The organism is Alteromonas sp. DYW1 (assembly GCF_059752595.1).
In genome coordinates this window covers 99,840-116,528 of record NZ_CM186038.1, presented here as the reverse complement: position 1 = coordinate 116,528, position 16,689 = coordinate 99,840, and the positions used below count along the sequence as shown (strand labels likewise).

The following is a 16,689-nucleotide window of genomic DNA, read 5'->3' as shown; positions in this document are numbered from 1 at the left end:
GAAAATCTCCTGAAGAATTTATATCTTGCGATACAGGGTGTAGGTCAACATAACCATGACCAATAATAAACAAGCAGCAACGGCATTATGCGCAACAGCGACAGTCAGCGGTAAACTAAACACCACATTACTGACGCCAAGCAGTACTTGCACACCTAATACACAAACCATCAATACCACAAGACTTTTGATCATGTTGGATGAAGCGCGCTTATACAGCGCAAGCGCTAACCAACATAAATAAACAAAAGTTACCAGAGCGCCAATACGATGCATAACGTGCATCGTCATACGCTCGCCGTAATCATGCGCACCAAATTCATAATTTTCAGCCGGGGGAATGGTAAACGCACCGACAAAATCCAAGCGCTCAGTCCAATTGCCTTCACAAAGCGGAAACTCTGTGCATGCGAGTGCCGCATAGTTCGCGGAGGTCCAACCGCCAAGCGCTATTTGGCAAACTAAAATCACAATGCCCAGCGCGGCAAACTTTGCGAGTGACTTCAGGTGCGGGTCACCCCCAGGGATCCGATATGGCGTTAAGCGCAGGTACAACAAAAACAAACAGGACAGGACAGTGAAGCCACCCAACAAATGGCCCATGACTACCGCTGGTAGTAAATTCAGAGTTACGGTCCACATCCCTAACATGCCCTGAAATATCACTAAACCCAGCAGGACAATGGGTAATTTAAAGGGGCGGTGGAAGTTTCGCTTCACAAAAGCCATAACGGCGATGATTAGAATAAAAAAGCCAAGCGTTGCAGCAAAATAGCGGTGCACCATTTCATTCCACGCTTTCTCTGCTTCGACTGGACGCTCTGGAAAAGCTTCATTGGCAGCAGCAATGTGCGCATCAGTTTTTGGTACCGTGAGATGCCCGTAACAGCCCGGCCAATCAGGGCAACCTAACCCAGCATCGGTTAATCGAGTATATGCGCCTAAAACGATGACGACGAGCGCCAGCAATATACTCGCCAATACCAGCTTTTTCATTCCAAATTTCCCCTAACCAATCCGTGACAGTTTCAGCAATTTTTTGAGGTCTGCCAAAATATCACGGCTGTGCATGACTGCTTCTTGTTGTTGTTCTTGCAATGGATAACGCAGCATTACGTTATTCATTGTGTCAACTAGGAAAATACCATTTGCTGCGCCATCTTTAAACACCTTATTAACATTTTGCTGATTTGCCGTTAACAGATGCAGGTGCTCCTTGCCAACTAATGTTTGAGCTTTTGCAGCATCGCTGGTGTCGCTAATAATCACGGTTGCCTGCGCGCGATCCGATTCACGTCCAAGAGCAATCCACACTTGCTCTAAGCTATACAACGCGTTTTCGCAGGCTTGGGTGCAAGCGGAAGGCAAAACATAGAGGATGCGCCAACTCGGATCAGCAGTTTCCAAGAGTACAGTGGCGTCCAATGGCGGTTGTAACAGCTCTCCTCGGTTCGTTGCCGCGCGATTAAACCAATCATTATCAAGCGCAAATTTGGCAAGAATTACCGGCAAAACAAAAACGACAACAAGCAATAAGATTGTTACTTTGTTTGATTTAGTCACTGTAAGAGTTCCTTTTAAACAGGGCAATGAGAAAAATAACCAGCGCAGCAACGGCCAACCCAAACCATTGCAACGCATAACCAAGATGTTTTTCCGGCGGCATAACCACCGGTTGCCAGTTGCGTATAAAGCCTTTGTCAGGAGTCTCAACACTTACCAGAAACGGCAATAGTGAACTGCCAAGCATCGATTCCATAAGGGCAATATCAATTTGCTGGATCACAATGGGAAAGCTTTGCGTTGGAGCAGCCGTTTCACGGATCACGGGATTTAACGTGGGTACGACAATATTACCTGAGATGCTAACCGTCGACTCCGGTAGCTGAACCTTAGGTAACTGTTCACGCCGCTGTCCAGCCATTACCCAACCAAAATTAAGTAATACTAGCCCCTGATTGGTCATACCCGGCACTATGATTTCGTAACCTACAGCACCATCCACGACTCGATTATCCAAGTAAAAGATACGCTCACTGGTCACTACGGCGCTAAACTGCACCGGTAAATCAGCTATCGCCTCATTCACTTGCAAAATCTCACCCAAACCCATCGGTTTTTGCTCGAGGCTTTGCTGCAGCTGATCCAAACGCGTTTGTTTTTCTTGCATCCGCTCCAGTTGCCAAAAGCCAAGCTTTAGCAGGGTGACAATAGCTAAAAATGTCACTAGAGTAGCTATCCATGGAAAGGTTCTTTTGCCTGTCGTCATTCTTTATTTGGAAACCTGATGCTAATAAAAATAATATTGTGCGCACTAATCCTGTTTATGATCTACAACTTATTCAAAGCGATGAAGGTCATGATGAATCACGACCCGGAAGGTGAGCCGATGAGCAAATACATCGGTCGTCGTGTATTAACCTCTGCGATTATCGTGGTAATTATCCTACTAGCGGTAGCGACCGGTTTGATAACCCCAAATCCAAGACCTTTATAAGCACTAAAACAAAAGAGCCGAATCACTTCGGCTCTTCATCTTCCTTCGCTTTATATTCAGCCTACAGAATATAAACAAAGAAAAACAGCATCACCCAAACAACATCAACAAAGTGCCAATACCAGCTTCCGGCTTGGAATGCGAAGTGCTCTTTGGGGGTAAAGTGACCTTTTAGGACGCGCAGATACAACACAATCAGGATGATGGTGCCTAACGTCACGTGCAATCCATGGAATCCAGTCAACAAGAAGAAGGTATTGCCATAAATCCCACTTTGCAAAGTTAAGCCTAAGTCCTTGTACGCGTGCACATATTCATACGCTTGTAGACCTAAAAAGGTAACGCCCAACAAAATCGTCACTAACAACATGAGATTTAGCTGCCCGCGTTTGTTTTGCTCCAAACCGACATGCGCAAAATGCAACGTGACCGATGAGACTAATAAGATAATTGTGTTATACGTGGCTAGCCCTTGCCATGGCATAGCGGTAGTTTCAATACCACCTGGCGTTGACACAAGCGGCCACATTGCTTCAAATGTAGGCCACAACACTTCGTTGGTCATTGCATTGTTAGATGCTCCACCCAACCAGGGTACGGCGATCGCACGGGCGTAGAAAAGAGCGCCAAAAAATGCCGCAAAGAACATGACCTCAGAAAAGATAAACCACATCATTCCCTGACGATATGAGCGTCCTAATTGCGCTGAATACAAACCACTCATTGACTCATCAATTTGGTTTTTGAACCAACCAATGAGCATTACTAACAATGTGAGTAGGCCGGCTGACAACACATAACCGCCAAATCCTGGCTCGCCTTTGGTTGATTCAACAACGAAATTTCCGGCACCTACGGCAATTAAAAATAACGCGACCGCGCCTACAATTGGCCAGACACTTTGGTCAGGCACATAATATTTCTCGTAGTGCGTTGGCGTATCTTGCTGAGACATGGTTTTCTCCTTCTAGCTGTCAATCGCTGCTGTTTTATTTTTTATACTTGCGACTGTTTCTCCGGCCTTCGTAGCAGCCTCAGTCACGTCATAAAGGGTGTATTGCAGAGTAAAAAACGAAATATCATCCGGTAGCTGTGGATCAACGTAGAATTGCATTGGCATTAACGCTTCCTCACCCGCACCCAACGGCTGATGATTAAAACAAAAACATTCGGTCTTATTGATGTACAAAGCGGCTGTCCCTGGAGATACCGATGGAATGGCTTGCGCAATGATGTCGCGTTTCGCGGGGTTTTGAACATAGAAGTTGACCGTATGTAACTCCCCTGGATTCACTCGAATGCGCTTAGTCTCAGCCTCAAACTTCCACGGCATACCACTGTTGGTGCGAGTCAAAAATTCAACCGTGACCCAACGTGATTCATCCACCATTACCGCCTCATAAGTAGCAGCTTGGTCGTCAGTCTTACCGTTGATCCCCGTAATATCACAAAACACTTCGTACAAAGGGACAAGTGCAAAACCAAAGCCAAACATACCAATGACAATACCGACTAGCTTTAACACTAGTCGGCTATTGGCTGATGCGTTCGGAGACTGGCTCATCATCCAAGTCCTACTTAACGACCGGTGGTGTTTCAAAGGTGTGGTAAGGCGCCGGTGATGGGATCTCCCACTCCAAACCTTCAGCCCCTTCCCAAACCTGATCAGAGACTTTTTCACCTTGCTTACGGCACGCTTTAATCAGCAAAGCCAAGAAAATCAGTTGCGATAAACCAAAGGCGAAACCACCAATACTGATCCACTTATTGAAATCAGCAAACTGTAATGCGTAATCCGGGATCCGACGTGGCATACCGGCTAAGCCAACAAAATGCATTGGGAAGAACAGCACGTTCACAGAAATTAATGAACACCAGAAATGCCATTTCGCTAGGGTGATGTCAAACATGCGCCCCGTCCATTTAGGCAACCAGTAATATACCGCCGCCATGATGGAGAAGATGGCCCCCGTCACCAATACATAATGGAAATGAGCAACGACAAAGTAGGTATCGTGGTACTGGAAGTCTACCGGTGTGATCGCCAACATGAGCCCTGACAAACCACCAATGGTAAACAATACAACGAAGGCAATCGCAAACAGCATCGGTACTTCGAAAGTCATAGAGCCGCGCCACATTGTCGCGACCCAGTTAAATACTTTCACGCCGGTAGGCACTGAAATCAGCATCGTCGCAAACATGAAGAACATTTCTGCAGCTACAGGCATCCCGGTGGTAAACATGTGGTGGGCCCAAACGATGAAGGATAGCAAGGCAATCGATGCCGTCGCATAAACCATCGATGAGTAACCGAACAGCTTCTTGCGCGAGAACGTTGGAATGATCTGCGAGATAATACCAAAGGCTGGCAATATCATTATGTAAACTTCAGGATGCCCGAAGAACCAGAAGATGTGCTGGAATAAAACTGGGTCACCACCGCCCGCGGCATCAAAGAAGCTAGTGCCGAAATATTTATCGGTTAGAACCATGGTTACCACACCTGCGAGTACTGGCATTACAGCAATCAATAAGAAGGCCGTGATCAACCAAGTCCACACGAACAATGGCATTTTCATATAGGTCATGCCAGGTGCACGCATATTGAAAATCGTTACGATGACGTTAATCGCCCCCATAATCGAACTGATACCCATAATGTGTACTGAAAATACAAATAGGGCTGTACTATCACTGCTATACGTCGTTGACAATGGTGCATAGAACGTCCAACCGAATGCCGGGCCACCACCTTCAACAAATAACGATGAAAGCAAGATTAAGAACGCAAATGGCAGGATCCAAAAGCTCCAATTATTCATGCGCGGCAGCGCCATATCTGGCGCACCAATCATCATCGGCACCAGCCAGTTAGCTAGGCCAGTAAACGCCGGCATAACCGCACCAAAGACCATGATCAAACCATGCACCGTAGTCATTTGGTTGAAGAAATTAGGGTCGACAATTTGTAAACCTGGCTGGAATAATTCAGCACGAATGACCATTGCCATCGCACCGCCAACTAAGAACATGATGAAGGCAAACCATAGGTACAAGGTACCAATGTCTTTATGGTTAGTCGTAAATAACCAGCGCTTTATGCCGCTCGGTGGCGCATGATGGTGATCATCGTGGCCGTGACTATCATGCCCATCGACGCTCTGGCCGTGAGTAGCGTCATGATCTACGTTTTCAGTTACAGAACTCATCACTCTCTCCTATTGTCCAGTCGCGATTGCATTAACGTCTTTAGCTTGCACCATCTCACCGGTGTTGTTCCCCCAAGCATTACGCTCGTAAGTAACCACAGCAGCAATTTCAGATAAGGTCAATTGCTTACCAAAGGCCTGCATGGCTGTGCCGGTTTTGCCGTTAAGTACAATATCAATGTGCGCGGGAATGTCATTTAGCGCCATTGGGCTGCCCTTAAGTGCAGGGAATACACCAGGTAAACCTTCACCATTAGGCATATGGCAGGCCGCACATGCAGCTAAGTAAACACGTTCACCTTCAGCCATTAGCTCTTCCATACTCATGCTCATTGCTAGAAGTCGTTGCTCTTCTTCGCGGGCTTTGCGCTGAATGTCTTCTTGTTCGTTGATCCACGCCTGATACTCTGCAGGTTCTTTGGCAATAACGACTACCGGCATGTAGCCATGGTCTTTACCGCACAGCTCTGCGCACTGGCCGCGATAGATACCTGGCTCATTAACCATCGTCCAAGCTTCGTTGATGAAGCCCGGATTAGCATCCTTCTTAACGGCAAAATCAGGCACCCACCATGAATGAATAACATCATCTGACGTGATCAAGAATCGCACCTTTTGACCGGTTGGAATAACCAGTGGACGATCCACTTCAAGTAAGTAGTTTTCGCCTTTCGCATAGCGATTTTGAATTTGATTCTGTGGTGTGGCTAACAACGAGAAGTATTCAACCTCGTTGTCCATATATTTGTAATGCCATTTCCATTGAGAGCCCGTCACCAAGACGGTCATATCTGGCTCAGAGGTATCTTCCATCGCTATCAAGGTTTTCGCCGCGGGAATAGCCATTCCAATCAAGATCAGGAAAGGTACCACGGTCCAGGCGATTTCAACCTTGACACTTTCATGGAAATTCGCCGGTTTAGCACCGCGCGATTTACGATGTAAGTACATAGAGATGAACATGACCCCAAATACCAGTACAGCGATAACAACGCAGATCACAAACATCAGCATGTGCAGGTCATACACCTGATTACTGATATCGGTTACGCCGGTGCGCAGGTTTAATTGGTAGGGATCCCCCTTAGTGGCGGTTTCTGCTAACGCAGTTCCAGCCGTGAATAGTCCAAGCGTGGCGGCAGCCTTGTATAAGAGCGATCTCACTCAACACCTCCGTGGAAGTTCTTTATAGTTCGATTTTTAAGCGCGAAAACGAGGTGTATGGCGTCTTGTCCATCACCTATTTGTAAATAGTCTTTTCGACTTTTGTTATTCTTTTGTTAAGAAGTGTATAAGAATTACTCGGATAGGTAGGTTTAGTCTAGTGTTTTCTCAATTTTTTTTTAACAATCGATTGTTTTTTAAACGAAAACACTAGCGACATTGATAAATATCAATGCACTCTTAGTATTCATTTGTTATTTGCAGGAATGTTTCACATGCAACCGCGGATTAGCAAGAAATGACACCTTCATCAAAGACGGGAGTGAGCCAATAACGCATAGGATGCTCACTTCTAATCGTGGCGAGCGCGTCAATTATGCACTTGGAGTGTTCCTTATTGTGCAGCACATCTATTTTAATAACACTTCTGTAACCCGCAACCTGCTCGTTAAGATCATACTTAGCATGCTCTCTGCTGTAGCCTTCTGCTTTAGTGATTGTAAAACCCTGACACTCATTCAAGGCAATCAATGTATCAACGACATTTTCACGTAAACGATTAGTCACAAAAACGGTTAATAAGACCTTAGACATTGTTTCGCTTCTCCACTAAGTAATACATCGCAGGCAACAAGTATAAAGTGATAGCGGTTGAAGTAATCAGCCCGCCGATAACCACTATCGCAAGTGGTTTTTGGATCTCTGCGCCAGGACCAGATGCAAAAGCCAATGGCAATAGACCAAAAATAGCTGTCGTCGCTGTCATTAGAATCGGCCGCAACCTCGTTACAGCACTCTCAACCACTAGGTCGTCAAGCTTGCTTTTAAACGCCCGTTGTTGAGTAAACTGGTCAATCATTACGACACCATTCAGCACTGCAACTCCTAGCAACGCAATAAAGCCAATGGACGCTGGAACGGAAACAAATTGATTGGCTAACCAAAGTGATAACACCCCGCCCATTAGTGCAAATGGCACATTCGCCATGATTAATCCTGCCACTTTAAAGCTGCGAAATAAGCTAAACAGGATAATCACGATCAATAACAACACTACAGGAATAACCGTTAGTAGATTGCGACTTGCCCTAACTTGATTCTCGAACTCTCCACCGAACGTCACATTGTACCCTGCAGGCAGAGACATCTGCTCAGCAACGGTGGCTTGTAGTTGCTCAACAAAGGATACTAAATCCCTGCCCTCTACATTTGTGGCGACAATCGCAAACCGGGCCGCGTTTTCCCTCTCGATAAGTGCAGGCCCCGCTTTCATCTTCAACGTAGCAATACTACCTAATTCAACGATCTCGCCGCTGGGTAGCATAATGGGTAAAGAAGCTAATGCGCTAACTGAGTTGATAGATGCGATACCGGTATTCGGATTAGAAAACTGGATAGGCGTGATAATTCTACCATTCACCAACTGACTCACCCGCTTACCGTTAATTTGACTTTGCAGCTGCTCGGTTAAGGCTTTTACGTCCATGTTGAGCTGTTCTGCAATATAAGGGTGAGGAATAATTTGCAGATAATCACCACCCTCTATCAGAGTCATTTGGACATCGACAGCCCCTTCTACTTGATGCACAATTGCTGCCAGGCGCTCCGCCAATCCGGCTAACATGGCGACGTCATCTCCAAATACTTTTACGCTTACCATACCCGTGCTGCCAGTTAGCATTTCTGAGACGCGCATTTGAATGGGTTGGGTAAAACCTATATTTATGCCCGGAAAATTTTGTAATAGGTCACGAATGGCCTGTATCAAATCTGCTTTTTGGGCAAAGCGCCAAGTCTCTCTTGGAGCCAGTTGCATAAAGATATCAGTCTCGTTGAGGCTCATGGGATCTAACCCCAATTCATCTGAACCCGTACGAGCAACAACTTGCAAAACTTCAGGTATATTGTCTAAAATCGCGCGCTCAATTTGTTTGTCTATATCCAGCGACGCTTGCAAAGAAATTGTCGGTGACTTCTCCAACTGCACAATAATATCGCCCTCGTCCAACGTGGGCATGAACGTTTTACCCATTTGATTAAACACTAATGCGGTTAGTAATAACATCAAAACACTGACCGCGATTAACAGCTTGGGTTTATTGAGCGCTCCCTGCAAACTGCTCGCGTACATAGACTGCATACGTTGAAGTAAAATTGGCGATGCATTTTCCTTACGTTTAATTAGTAGTGATGCCAGCGCTGGGATTAAAGTAAATGCTGTGATCAATGCCGCAGACATTGCAAAGACGATTGTCAAAGCTACCGGGCTGAACAACTTACCTTCCAACCCCGTCAAAGTTAACAACGGCGAGAAAACAATCAATACAATTAGTGTGCCGGCAATGACAGGTGCAGCTACGGCGCTAGTGGCGCGATAAATAACATGAAGTCGTGGCAGTTGCGGTTGCGACGCTAGCTTAGTGACTATATTTTCAACAATAACGACTGCGGCATCAACTAGCATGCCAATGGCTATAACAATGCCTCCCAGGCTCATCAAGTTGGCGGTTAAGCCACTCCACTTCATCAAAATAAAAGTCAGTAAAACCGCCACAGGGATCACACATGCAACAACAAACGAAGCGCCTAATCGGCCTAGGAATAACGCGAGCAATAACACAACGATAACAACCGCTTGACCTAACGCACTAGTAATCGTTGATACAGCGGTATCGATCAAGTTCTTGCGATTGTAAAACACATTGACCGATGTCCCTGGAGGAAGGCCTGCTTCAATATCACTGAGTTTGGCTAAGACCCCTTCAACTACCTCTGCTGTATTACTGTTTTTTAGCGCGACGACTAACCCTTGAGTTGCTTCAACTCCATTGCGAGTAACTCCTCCGTAGCGAGTTAATGTACCAAACGAGAGCTCGCCAAGTTGAACAAGCCGAATGGGATTTCCATTATCGAATGCCACCACCATCTCGCCAATTTCCTCAAGGGTGGTAACTCTCCCCTGCGTTCGCACAATCAGCGAATCAACGCCAACGTCAATGCGACCTACGCTGCCGTTTAGGTTTTGTCGATTAATACCGGCTTCAATATCCTCAAGCGTGATCCCAAGAATTCCCATTGCATAAATATCAGGAGAAAACTGAATAGTGCGCGTAAAGCCACCGAGCACATTGACATCTGCTACGCCAGGAACAGTGCGAAGCGCAGGTCTGATTTGCCAGTCGATGATATGTTTACGCTCTGTCAGTGATAACGTCGGATTCTCGACTGTGAACATAAACATCTCACTCAGTGGCGTACTCATTGGAGCTACGCCACCCGTAGCAATCTCAGGTAGGGTTGGCCAGAGCGTATTTAAGCGTTCCGCAACTTGTTGCCGCGCCCAATAGATATCGGTCCCCTGCTCAAAGTCGAGGGTAATGGAAGCAATCGCATATTTAGTGGTAGAACGCAGGATGGTCTGTTGCGGGATCCCTAGCAGTTCAGTTTCTATCGGTTGAGTGATCTGTGCTTCAATCTCTTCAGCTGTCATACCACTGGCTTGGATAATCACATTTACTTGGGTGGGTGAAATATCAGGGAAAGCATCAATGGGTAAGCTTAACCACGTGTAGATACCACTAACGACTGCAGTAATGAAAACAGCGATTACTACTAAGCGTTGGGTCAACGAAAATTGAATGAGCTTAGCTAACACGCTATTCCTCCCCTAAACCCAGCAGTACTCCTTGCAGCGCACTTACCGAAGTACTCAGTACATCAGCCCCGCGCAACACTGCTACTGGCGCAATAAGAACTTTATCTTGTGCCGTCGCACCGACTATTTCTACAGGCACCAGAAGCACAGCATTGCTGATTAATTTTGCTACCGTCGTTCGCCCCTCAAACTGGAACACACTGGCAGCCGGAACCGCATAAGTCGGCTTATTGATGACTGGGTGTAGGACTTTACCTGCGCCCGATTTCAAATCACAGGTTTCAGCCACCGGCTGAGTCCAGAGTGATACAGATAATCCAGATACAGTAACTCTCCAACTGTCTACGGGGAATCTGCATGACTCATGCTGCAGCGCGACAATATCTTGCGCGATATGCAGTGAAAGCTGTGTGTTAATGCGCAGCGTACTGTGCGGGATTACTTGCCCTAGGTCGGCTTCGTCATTATCTAACAACTCAGTGTGGCGGAAAATCCCGGCAAGCGGACTTAGCAAATATGCTTCATCTGGCTTATCTGTGAATTCGAGCAATTCGGCAAAGTGTTTGAGATGACCCAAGAGTAGGTCCTGTTCGAAATAGTAAGCCATAATGCTTTGCCAACGCTCTTGGCTAATAGCCTGTTGGGCAACCAAAGCTTGATTAGTTTCATAGCGCTGCTTAGCTTGGGCTACAATGACTTGTTGGCTGGCCAAACGCTCCTTGAAGTGATGGATTTCACTCCCCACCAATTTCGCAACCACTTGACCTTGCTGCACTGTTTGCCCATCACCAACCAAGTACAAACGTTGTTGCGGATTAATCGGCGCGCGCAACACAAAACTGTCGGTTGGTCTAGCCTTAACAATTCCCCAAACGGGCTTTGCAAGATAGGTGGGGGACTCACTAACCGGCGAGAATTGCAACTCGAAGCTTCCCAGCTCAGCTAATTCCACCCGCGTTTCAGCAACCAGAGTTGCGCTATGCAGCAATAATGCGATTAAACATAAACGGATCATAATGCAACTCCATAGATTTGATTTAATTTGGCTTGCAACTGACTGCGAGTGAGTACCAACTTCTCGCGCTCATATACAAAGTCCATTTGCTTCAACCTCTCATTCAACCACGCGGTATACTCAAGCTCGCTTTGTTGTTTCAATTGCTGGAGATGAGCCGACAATTGCTGACCGATGTTCGCTATCTCAGTTTGAATGGCTAGTTGTTGACGCAAGGACGCTAACTCTGCTTGCGCATTCTGTGCTTGCTGGTGCAAATCCAGTCTGCGTGTAATCCATTCCTGCTTAAGGGTTTGCTGCATTATTTGCCACTCTGTCGTAGTTTGAATGTTGGTATTCCCAGCGACAGTGAGGGGAATACCAACTGAGATCCCTAACTGGTTTTCACGTAACCCAGCTGTATTGATTTGCTTGAGTAAGAAACCCAACCGCCACGTATGCGCGGAGGATTGGGTAAGCTCTGTGGCCTTGCGACCAAGCTCATAACGCAGGGTAGCAAGCGCTAAACTTGGATGGACTTCAATATTTTCAAGCGGGGGTAGATCTTCGATGTACGTTTGAGGAAGCTGTGAAGTGCCAAACGATTCATGATAACGAGCTAACACCCGCTGTAAATCATGCTCGGCAGCGATTAGGCTTTGCTCTAGCTGCAATTGTTGTTGCTGCCATTGCAGGTACACAAAACTCGAAATTTCCCTGCTGTCATGGCGTTGCTTGAGTTGATCGCCATACTCTCGAATCCAGGCCAGTTTGTCTCGTTGGTGAGCAAGCTCATGCTCAGCTAACACTCGCTCCCATACGATCTGGCGCACAATACCTGCGTAGAACAGATCTTGCTGTCTGGATATCGCCCGATTGATCTGCGCCGAAACGTCACTGAACTCATCTTGCAATCTTACCGTCGTTAAGGAGTTTAATTCCATGTTTAACGCGACTTCTAGCTCATCCGTTCCTAACGCAGTGTCTGATTGCAAAGCGGTAATATCAAGCATTAAGGGACTCGCGAGCCAACGTCGAACATCTTCAGCATATTGGCGTTGCATAACAATAGGATCTGCCGTCGCATTGAGACGGTCTTCTGCACTCTTTTGCAATTGTTGCAATGTCAATGTGTCGTCTGCCCAACTTGCTGCGCAAAACAAGGCCAGAATAAATAGGGAACGACTAACAAAACCACTTTGACAGCGTTGTAAGAATAAAGACTTGGTCATCACACACATTCTTCTCTTTAGGAATGCCCTCATAGTGCAATCAAATGCCAGCATAAGCCATTGGACAAATGTCTCATGCCATTATATGTGACTGTTTTATATGGATTTTTATTTCTTGCTCGGTATGCGGAGAGCTTCTAGTGACATGCGGTACAGGGCTTCTGTCGATAACGATTGAGCGATTGGTTGGGATAACGTGTCAGTGATTATTTTAAAAAGAGTGCAACCACACCATAATAAACACTATTAATAGGGAGAAGCAGTGAGAGATAAAAAAACAATAAAGCCATGCTACAGGTGCGGCATATAAATAATAGTATGAGCGATAGTGCCTTATGCATCTAACGCTCGTTAACTATCTATTTATCGGCAAATTACATCCAATCAGTATTCCGGATGACCCCTACTGCAATTCCCTCAATTGAGAACGGCTGTGATGCTAGATCAACTTTTATCGGTTTGAATTCGTCGTTTTCGGCGTGCAATAAAACCTCTCGCCCGCGCTTCTCCAAACGCTTCACTGTTACATCTTCGTCAACGCGCGCGACGACAACTTGACCGTTGTGAACATCTGTTGTGCGATGCACGGCAAGCAAATCGCCGTCCAAGATCCCGATGTCCTTCATACTCATACCGTTAACACGCAGTAAAAAGTCAGCTTGTGGGTGAAATAAAGCGGGATCTACTTTGTAATGAGATTCCACATGTTCCTGCGCCAAAATAGGCTCACCTGCCGCTACACGACCAATTAAGGGCAATCCCAACTCCTCTTCAAAGCTGTCGTCTAATGGAATATTGAGCTTTATACCGCGTGATGTACCCGGCAGGATTTCGATCACGCCTTTACGTGCCAATGCTTTGAGATGCTCTTCGGCTGCATTAGCCGACTTAAACCCTAACTCGCGGGCAATTTCAGCACGCGTGGGCGGCATGCCCGTATCTGCCATTGTGGATTTTATAAGGGTGAGGACTTCTTCTTGTCGTTGAGTTAGTGGACGCATAAACAGCCTGTTTTTCTATACAGTTAACTGTGAGTATATACAGTTAAACAGAGTATACAAGCAGTTTAAAACAATTTGGACGGGCACTCCGCCCGTCCAGATAGGAGCAAATCAACTAGAACGGTAAAAAATTATAGGTATATTCGATTTCCGTCGTTGTCACATCTTGCGCTCCAAAACTGATTAAGCGTATGCGTGCAATTAGACGCTGAATAAGATCGTCTGAGGCCAAATCTGTACCCACCAGTTCGACACTAGAAAGCACCCCAGAGGGCTGAATGGTTAAACGGATTGTAAGCTTACCCTGTAGTTCCGGCTCAGACCGTAACGCGCGACGATACAGGGAATAGAGTCCACCATCATTCTGCGCGAGGGTGCGGCGAATTGATTCAACGCTGCGATCACCTTTAACTTCCGGCGCTTTATTAATTTGTTGTTTTGCTAACGCTGCCGATCCTTCGGTAGGCGCATCAAACTCGGTGGTCTTACGTTCTGCTAAAGTGCCCCGAGCACCCGCGGTCTTGGATAGATTCGCGGTATTTAAGTTACCGCTATCCGTTGCCAATGATTGACCAATCAATTTACGGCTGGTATCTGCTTGTGCACCGGCTCCCTCAGTCAATTCTGAATCAGCCATATTCTGCAAACTCAATGACTCGCGCAAACTTGCCAAGTCATCGGTAAAATTCATCACACCGGCTTTTGCGGCGGTTTCTTTGGCCACTTGCAGTTTCTCTTCTTGGGAAGGCTCAACTACAACCGGTTTAGCTGCAACGGCCTCTTCTATCGGCTCTGGTGGTGGAATTTCTTCCGGTTCAGGAATGTCCTCCTCCGGTTGCTCAATAACTGTTTCCGGCGCAATCGGTTCAGGCTCAGGTAACTCAATCGGTGCTGGTGGCTCAGCCACAATCAACTTGGCGAGTTGCGGTGGAAGTTTGGCTTTCTCTTCGCGGCTTTGTTCCGGTAACTGGGTAAGTCCAATCGCCACAGCGAATATCAACGTCAGCCCAACCACACCGGCAACAATGCGCAGAAAACGACGGTTTTCTTGTTCACCACTAGACCATGGTAAGGTAGAGAAATAATACGGAGAGACTGCGATCATGGCGCAGCCTCTACTGATGCTGTCGCGTCACCTTCAACATATTCTACGGCTAATGAAATGTCGTTATAGCCTGCTTGCGCGCAGGTCTGCATGATTTTCTTCAGCACACGATACTCAACTGCTTCATCCCCCATTATAGTGAGCGCATAACGGGGAGTTTCAGCTGTTGTCTGTGAGCTGTTGCTATGCTGCCGCAAGCGCTTACGTAAGGCCAATTCGTCGCTGAGAGGTTCGAGGATATCTGTGGAGCTATTCGCCACCTGCTCTAAGGTCATTAAAAGAATGCCATCTAACATGAGACGTTGCTGACTGATGGTGAGCAGTAATTGTTCTTCCGCTGCATTATCTGCCGTTGATTTAGGCAACGTCAGAGAACGATCATTTTGCAATACTTGTACATCTGAGGCGTTGAGCATCAGAAAAAACACCAAGATAGTAAAAATGTCCATCAGTGATACTAAGCTGAGCTTACCTTGTGCAGAGAGTCGCTTGTGGTGGCGCGCCATACGTTTGGCTCTAACCGATTGTTTCATGGCACCTCCGCCGATGAGGAGCGCTGCGGTGCATCCGCAAAAGAGACATTCGGGAACAACTCGGCTGGCACCACCGAAGCAGCAACAACATCTGGGTAGGAGCGTACGGTATCAATTAAGCTGACAATGGTCTGATAAGGAACATCATCGTCGAGTAACAGCACCAAATCGTCTTTATCTGCGTCTTTTGCTAATAGCGCTTGCTTGACTTGCTTAAGGGTTTCCTGCAGTAACTGAAAATCTTGTTCCATCTGCTCGCTTTCAGTGTTTGTGACTAATGGTATGTCACGCACTAGATAACCTTGCGGGAAATACACTGACATACCTTGTTGTGTAACCAACACTTCCAAGGATTGATTCTCGATTTCTTGTGGGGTCGCGGACTCGCTGAGTCCAGGTAAGGCAAGCTCGACCACCGTAATGCGCGAGAACACCATCATCATTAGCAAAACCGGCACCAACACGATCATCAAGTTCATGAACGATGTGATATCCAGTTCGGCATCCTGACGCAGCCGTTTATGTTGCCCTTTGCGGCCTAGCATAACAGTTACTCTTGACTATCAGAGGCGCGGGTTTGCGGCTTTATATTATGACTTGCGATTAAGGTGTTTAAACACTTCACACCGGCCATTTCCATGCTATCAATAATTTCCGTGGTCTTGGTTTGCAGTAATGAATGAAACGCCAGTAGGGGAATTGCCGCAATCAAGCCAAATGCTGTGGTATTCATAGCAACCGAAATACTTTGTGACAACAGACTGGCCTTTTCGGCTGGATCAGCATTGGCTACCGCCGAGAATGCTGCAATCAAGCCAATGATGGTGCCCAACAAACCAAGCAAAGTAGATATGTTAGCCAGCGTGCCCAAGTAACCTGTGCGTTTTTCAAGGCGCGGGATCGATTCCATTAAGCCCTCTTCCATTGCATATTCAATGTCTTCGCGCCGCGGACTGATGCTCAAGCGCGCAATGCCTGCAGCGATAACACGAGCAATTGGCGCACTGCTATTTTTACCAATCGATAGGATCTGCTCCAATCGATTGGCTACCAGCAAAGGCTCTATTTGTGCGAACGCAGTTTTATTGGTACGACGCGCCATACTCAGGTAAATGTAGCGCTCGATGGCAACCGCCAAACCTAGCGCTAACACAATCGCGATTGGAAACATAAAGGGGCCACCTTCCTGAAAAAAGCGAACCACCACCTGCATCATATCCATAGGGGATCTCCCGTTATGCAAAACTGACAATATCAGTCAAAATCTCGAGACTAAACGTCGAGTGTACCTAAAAT

The 16,689-nt window shown here is 46.6% G+C and carries 17 protein-coding genes; 1 reads left to right on the top strand and 16 read right to left on the bottom strand.

Translation table 11 applies throughout. The features are described 5' to 3' along the window. Positions 1 to 18: 18 nt before the first annotated feature. The 3 genes from AC121Z_RS00505 to AC121Z_RS00495 are packed head-to-tail and all read right to left on the bottom strand — an operon-like array spanning position 19 to position 2,227. The gene (locus tag AC121Z_RS00505) at positions 19 to 996 is read right to left on the bottom strand and encodes a COX15/CtaA family protein (RefSeq protein ID WP_498125735.1); all 978 of its coding nucleotides are present in this window, start codon (positions 994 to 996) and stop codon (positions 19 to 21) included. Positions 997 to 1,008: 12 nt separating this feature from the next. Continuing rightward, the gene (locus AC121Z_RS00500) at positions 1,009 to 1,563 is read right to left on the bottom strand and encodes a redox-active disulfide-containing membrane protein (protein WP_498125733.1); all 555 of its coding nucleotides are present in this window, start codon (positions 1,561 to 1,563) and stop codon (positions 1,009 to 1,011) included. After that, positions 1,556 to 2,227, bottom strand: coding sequence for an SURF1 family protein (locus tag AC121Z_RS00495; RefSeq protein ID WP_498125731.1), 672 nt, complete (start codon positions 2,225 to 2,227; stop codon positions 1,556 to 1,558). Before AC121Z_RS00495 ends, AC121Z_RS00500 begins: the two co-directional genes overlap by 8 nt. Positions 2,228 to 2,287: 60 nt before the next feature. On the opposite strand from AC121Z_RS00495, the gene AC121Z_RS00490 reads away from it, so the two are divergent. Further along, complete coding sequence (locus tag AC121Z_RS00490) at positions 2,288 to 2,497, top strand: DUF2909 domain-containing protein (protein WP_498125730.1); 210 nt, start codon at positions 2,288 to 2,290, stop codon at positions 2,495 to 2,497. Between the two features lie 61 nt (positions 2,498 to 2,558). Here the strand turns inward: AC121Z_RS00490 and AC121Z_RS00485 are convergent, their stop codons facing one another. From AC121Z_RS00485 to AC121Z_RS00425, 13 genes are all read right to left on the bottom strand, one after another. After that, on the bottom strand, positions 2,559 to 3,452 hold the full coding sequence (locus AC121Z_RS00485) for a cytochrome c oxidase subunit 3 (RefSeq protein WP_498125728.1): 894 nt from the start codon (positions 3,450 to 3,452) through the stop codon (positions 2,559 to 2,561). A gap of 12 nt (positions 3,453 to 3,464) precedes the next feature. Further along, positions 3,465 to 4,061, bottom strand: coding sequence for a cytochrome c oxidase assembly protein (locus AC121Z_RS00480; RefSeq protein ID WP_498128106.1), 597 nt, complete (start codon positions 4,059 to 4,061; stop codon positions 3,465 to 3,467). Between the two features lie 10 nt (positions 4,062 to 4,071). Next, complete coding sequence (gene ctaD / locus AC121Z_RS00475) at positions 4,072 to 5,709, bottom strand: cytochrome c oxidase subunit I (protein WP_498125726.1); 1,638 nt, start codon at positions 5,707 to 5,709, stop codon at positions 4,072 to 4,074. Positions 5,710 to 5,718: 9 nt separating this feature from the next. Next, positions 5,719 to 6,873, bottom strand: coding sequence for a cytochrome c oxidase subunit II (coxB, locus tag AC121Z_RS00470; protein WP_498125725.1), 1,155 nt, complete (start codon positions 6,871 to 6,873; stop codon positions 5,719 to 5,721). A gap of 288 nt (positions 6,874 to 7,161) precedes the next feature. Continuing rightward, positions 7,162 to 7,467, bottom strand: coding sequence for a DUF3240 family protein (locus AC121Z_RS00465; RefSeq protein WP_498125723.1), 306 nt, complete (start codon positions 7,465 to 7,467; stop codon positions 7,162 to 7,164). Continuing rightward, positions 7,460 to 10,528, bottom strand: coding sequence for an efflux RND transporter permease subunit (locus AC121Z_RS00460; protein WP_498125722.1), 3,069 nt, complete (start codon positions 10,526 to 10,528; stop codon positions 7,460 to 7,462). The genes AC121Z_RS00465 and AC121Z_RS00460 overlap by 8 nt, the downstream gene beginning before the upstream one ends. A gap of 1 nt (position 10,529) precedes the next feature. Further along, positions 10,530 to 11,543: a hypothetical protein gene (locus tag AC121Z_RS00455; RefSeq protein WP_498125720.1), complete on the bottom strand. Its 1,014-nt coding sequence runs from the start codon at positions 11,541 to 11,543 to the stop codon at positions 10,530 to 10,532. Further along, positions 11,540 to 12,754: a hypothetical protein gene (locus AC121Z_RS00450; RefSeq protein ID WP_498125718.1), complete on the bottom strand. Its 1,215-nt coding sequence runs from the start codon at positions 12,752 to 12,754 to the stop codon at positions 11,540 to 11,542. Before AC121Z_RS00450 ends, AC121Z_RS00455 begins: the two co-directional genes overlap by 4 nt. A 374-nt stretch (positions 12,755 to 13,128) precedes the next feature. After that, entirely contained in the window at positions 13,129 to 13,755 is a 627-nt protein-coding gene (gene lexA, locus AC121Z_RS00445) for a transcriptional repressor LexA (RefSeq protein WP_498125716.1), read from the bottom strand. Between the two features lie 115 nt (positions 13,756 to 13,870). Further along, positions 13,871 to 14,860: an AgmX/PglI C-terminal domain-containing protein gene (locus tag AC121Z_RS00440; protein WP_498125714.1), complete on the bottom strand. Its 990-nt coding sequence runs from the start codon at positions 14,858 to 14,860 to the stop codon at positions 13,871 to 13,873. After that, the gene (locus AC121Z_RS00435) at positions 14,857 to 15,393 is read right to left on the bottom strand and encodes an ExbD/TolR family protein (protein WP_498125712.1); all 537 of its coding nucleotides are present in this window, start codon (positions 15,391 to 15,393) and stop codon (positions 14,857 to 14,859) included. Before AC121Z_RS00435 ends, AC121Z_RS00440 begins: the two co-directional genes overlap by 4 nt. Then, positions 15,390 to 15,938: a biopolymer transporter ExbD gene (locus tag AC121Z_RS00430; protein ID WP_498125710.1), complete on the bottom strand. Its 549-nt coding sequence runs from the start codon at positions 15,936 to 15,938 to the stop codon at positions 15,390 to 15,392. The genes AC121Z_RS00435 and AC121Z_RS00430 overlap by 4 nt, the downstream gene beginning before the upstream one ends. A gap of 5 nt (positions 15,939 to 15,943) precedes the next feature. Beyond that, positions 15,944 to 16,615, bottom strand: coding sequence for a MotA/TolQ/ExbB proton channel family protein (locus tag AC121Z_RS00425; RefSeq protein ID WP_100658504.1), 672 nt, complete (start codon positions 16,613 to 16,615; stop codon positions 15,944 to 15,946). Between the last annotated feature and the right edge of the window lie 74 nt (positions 16,616 to 16,689).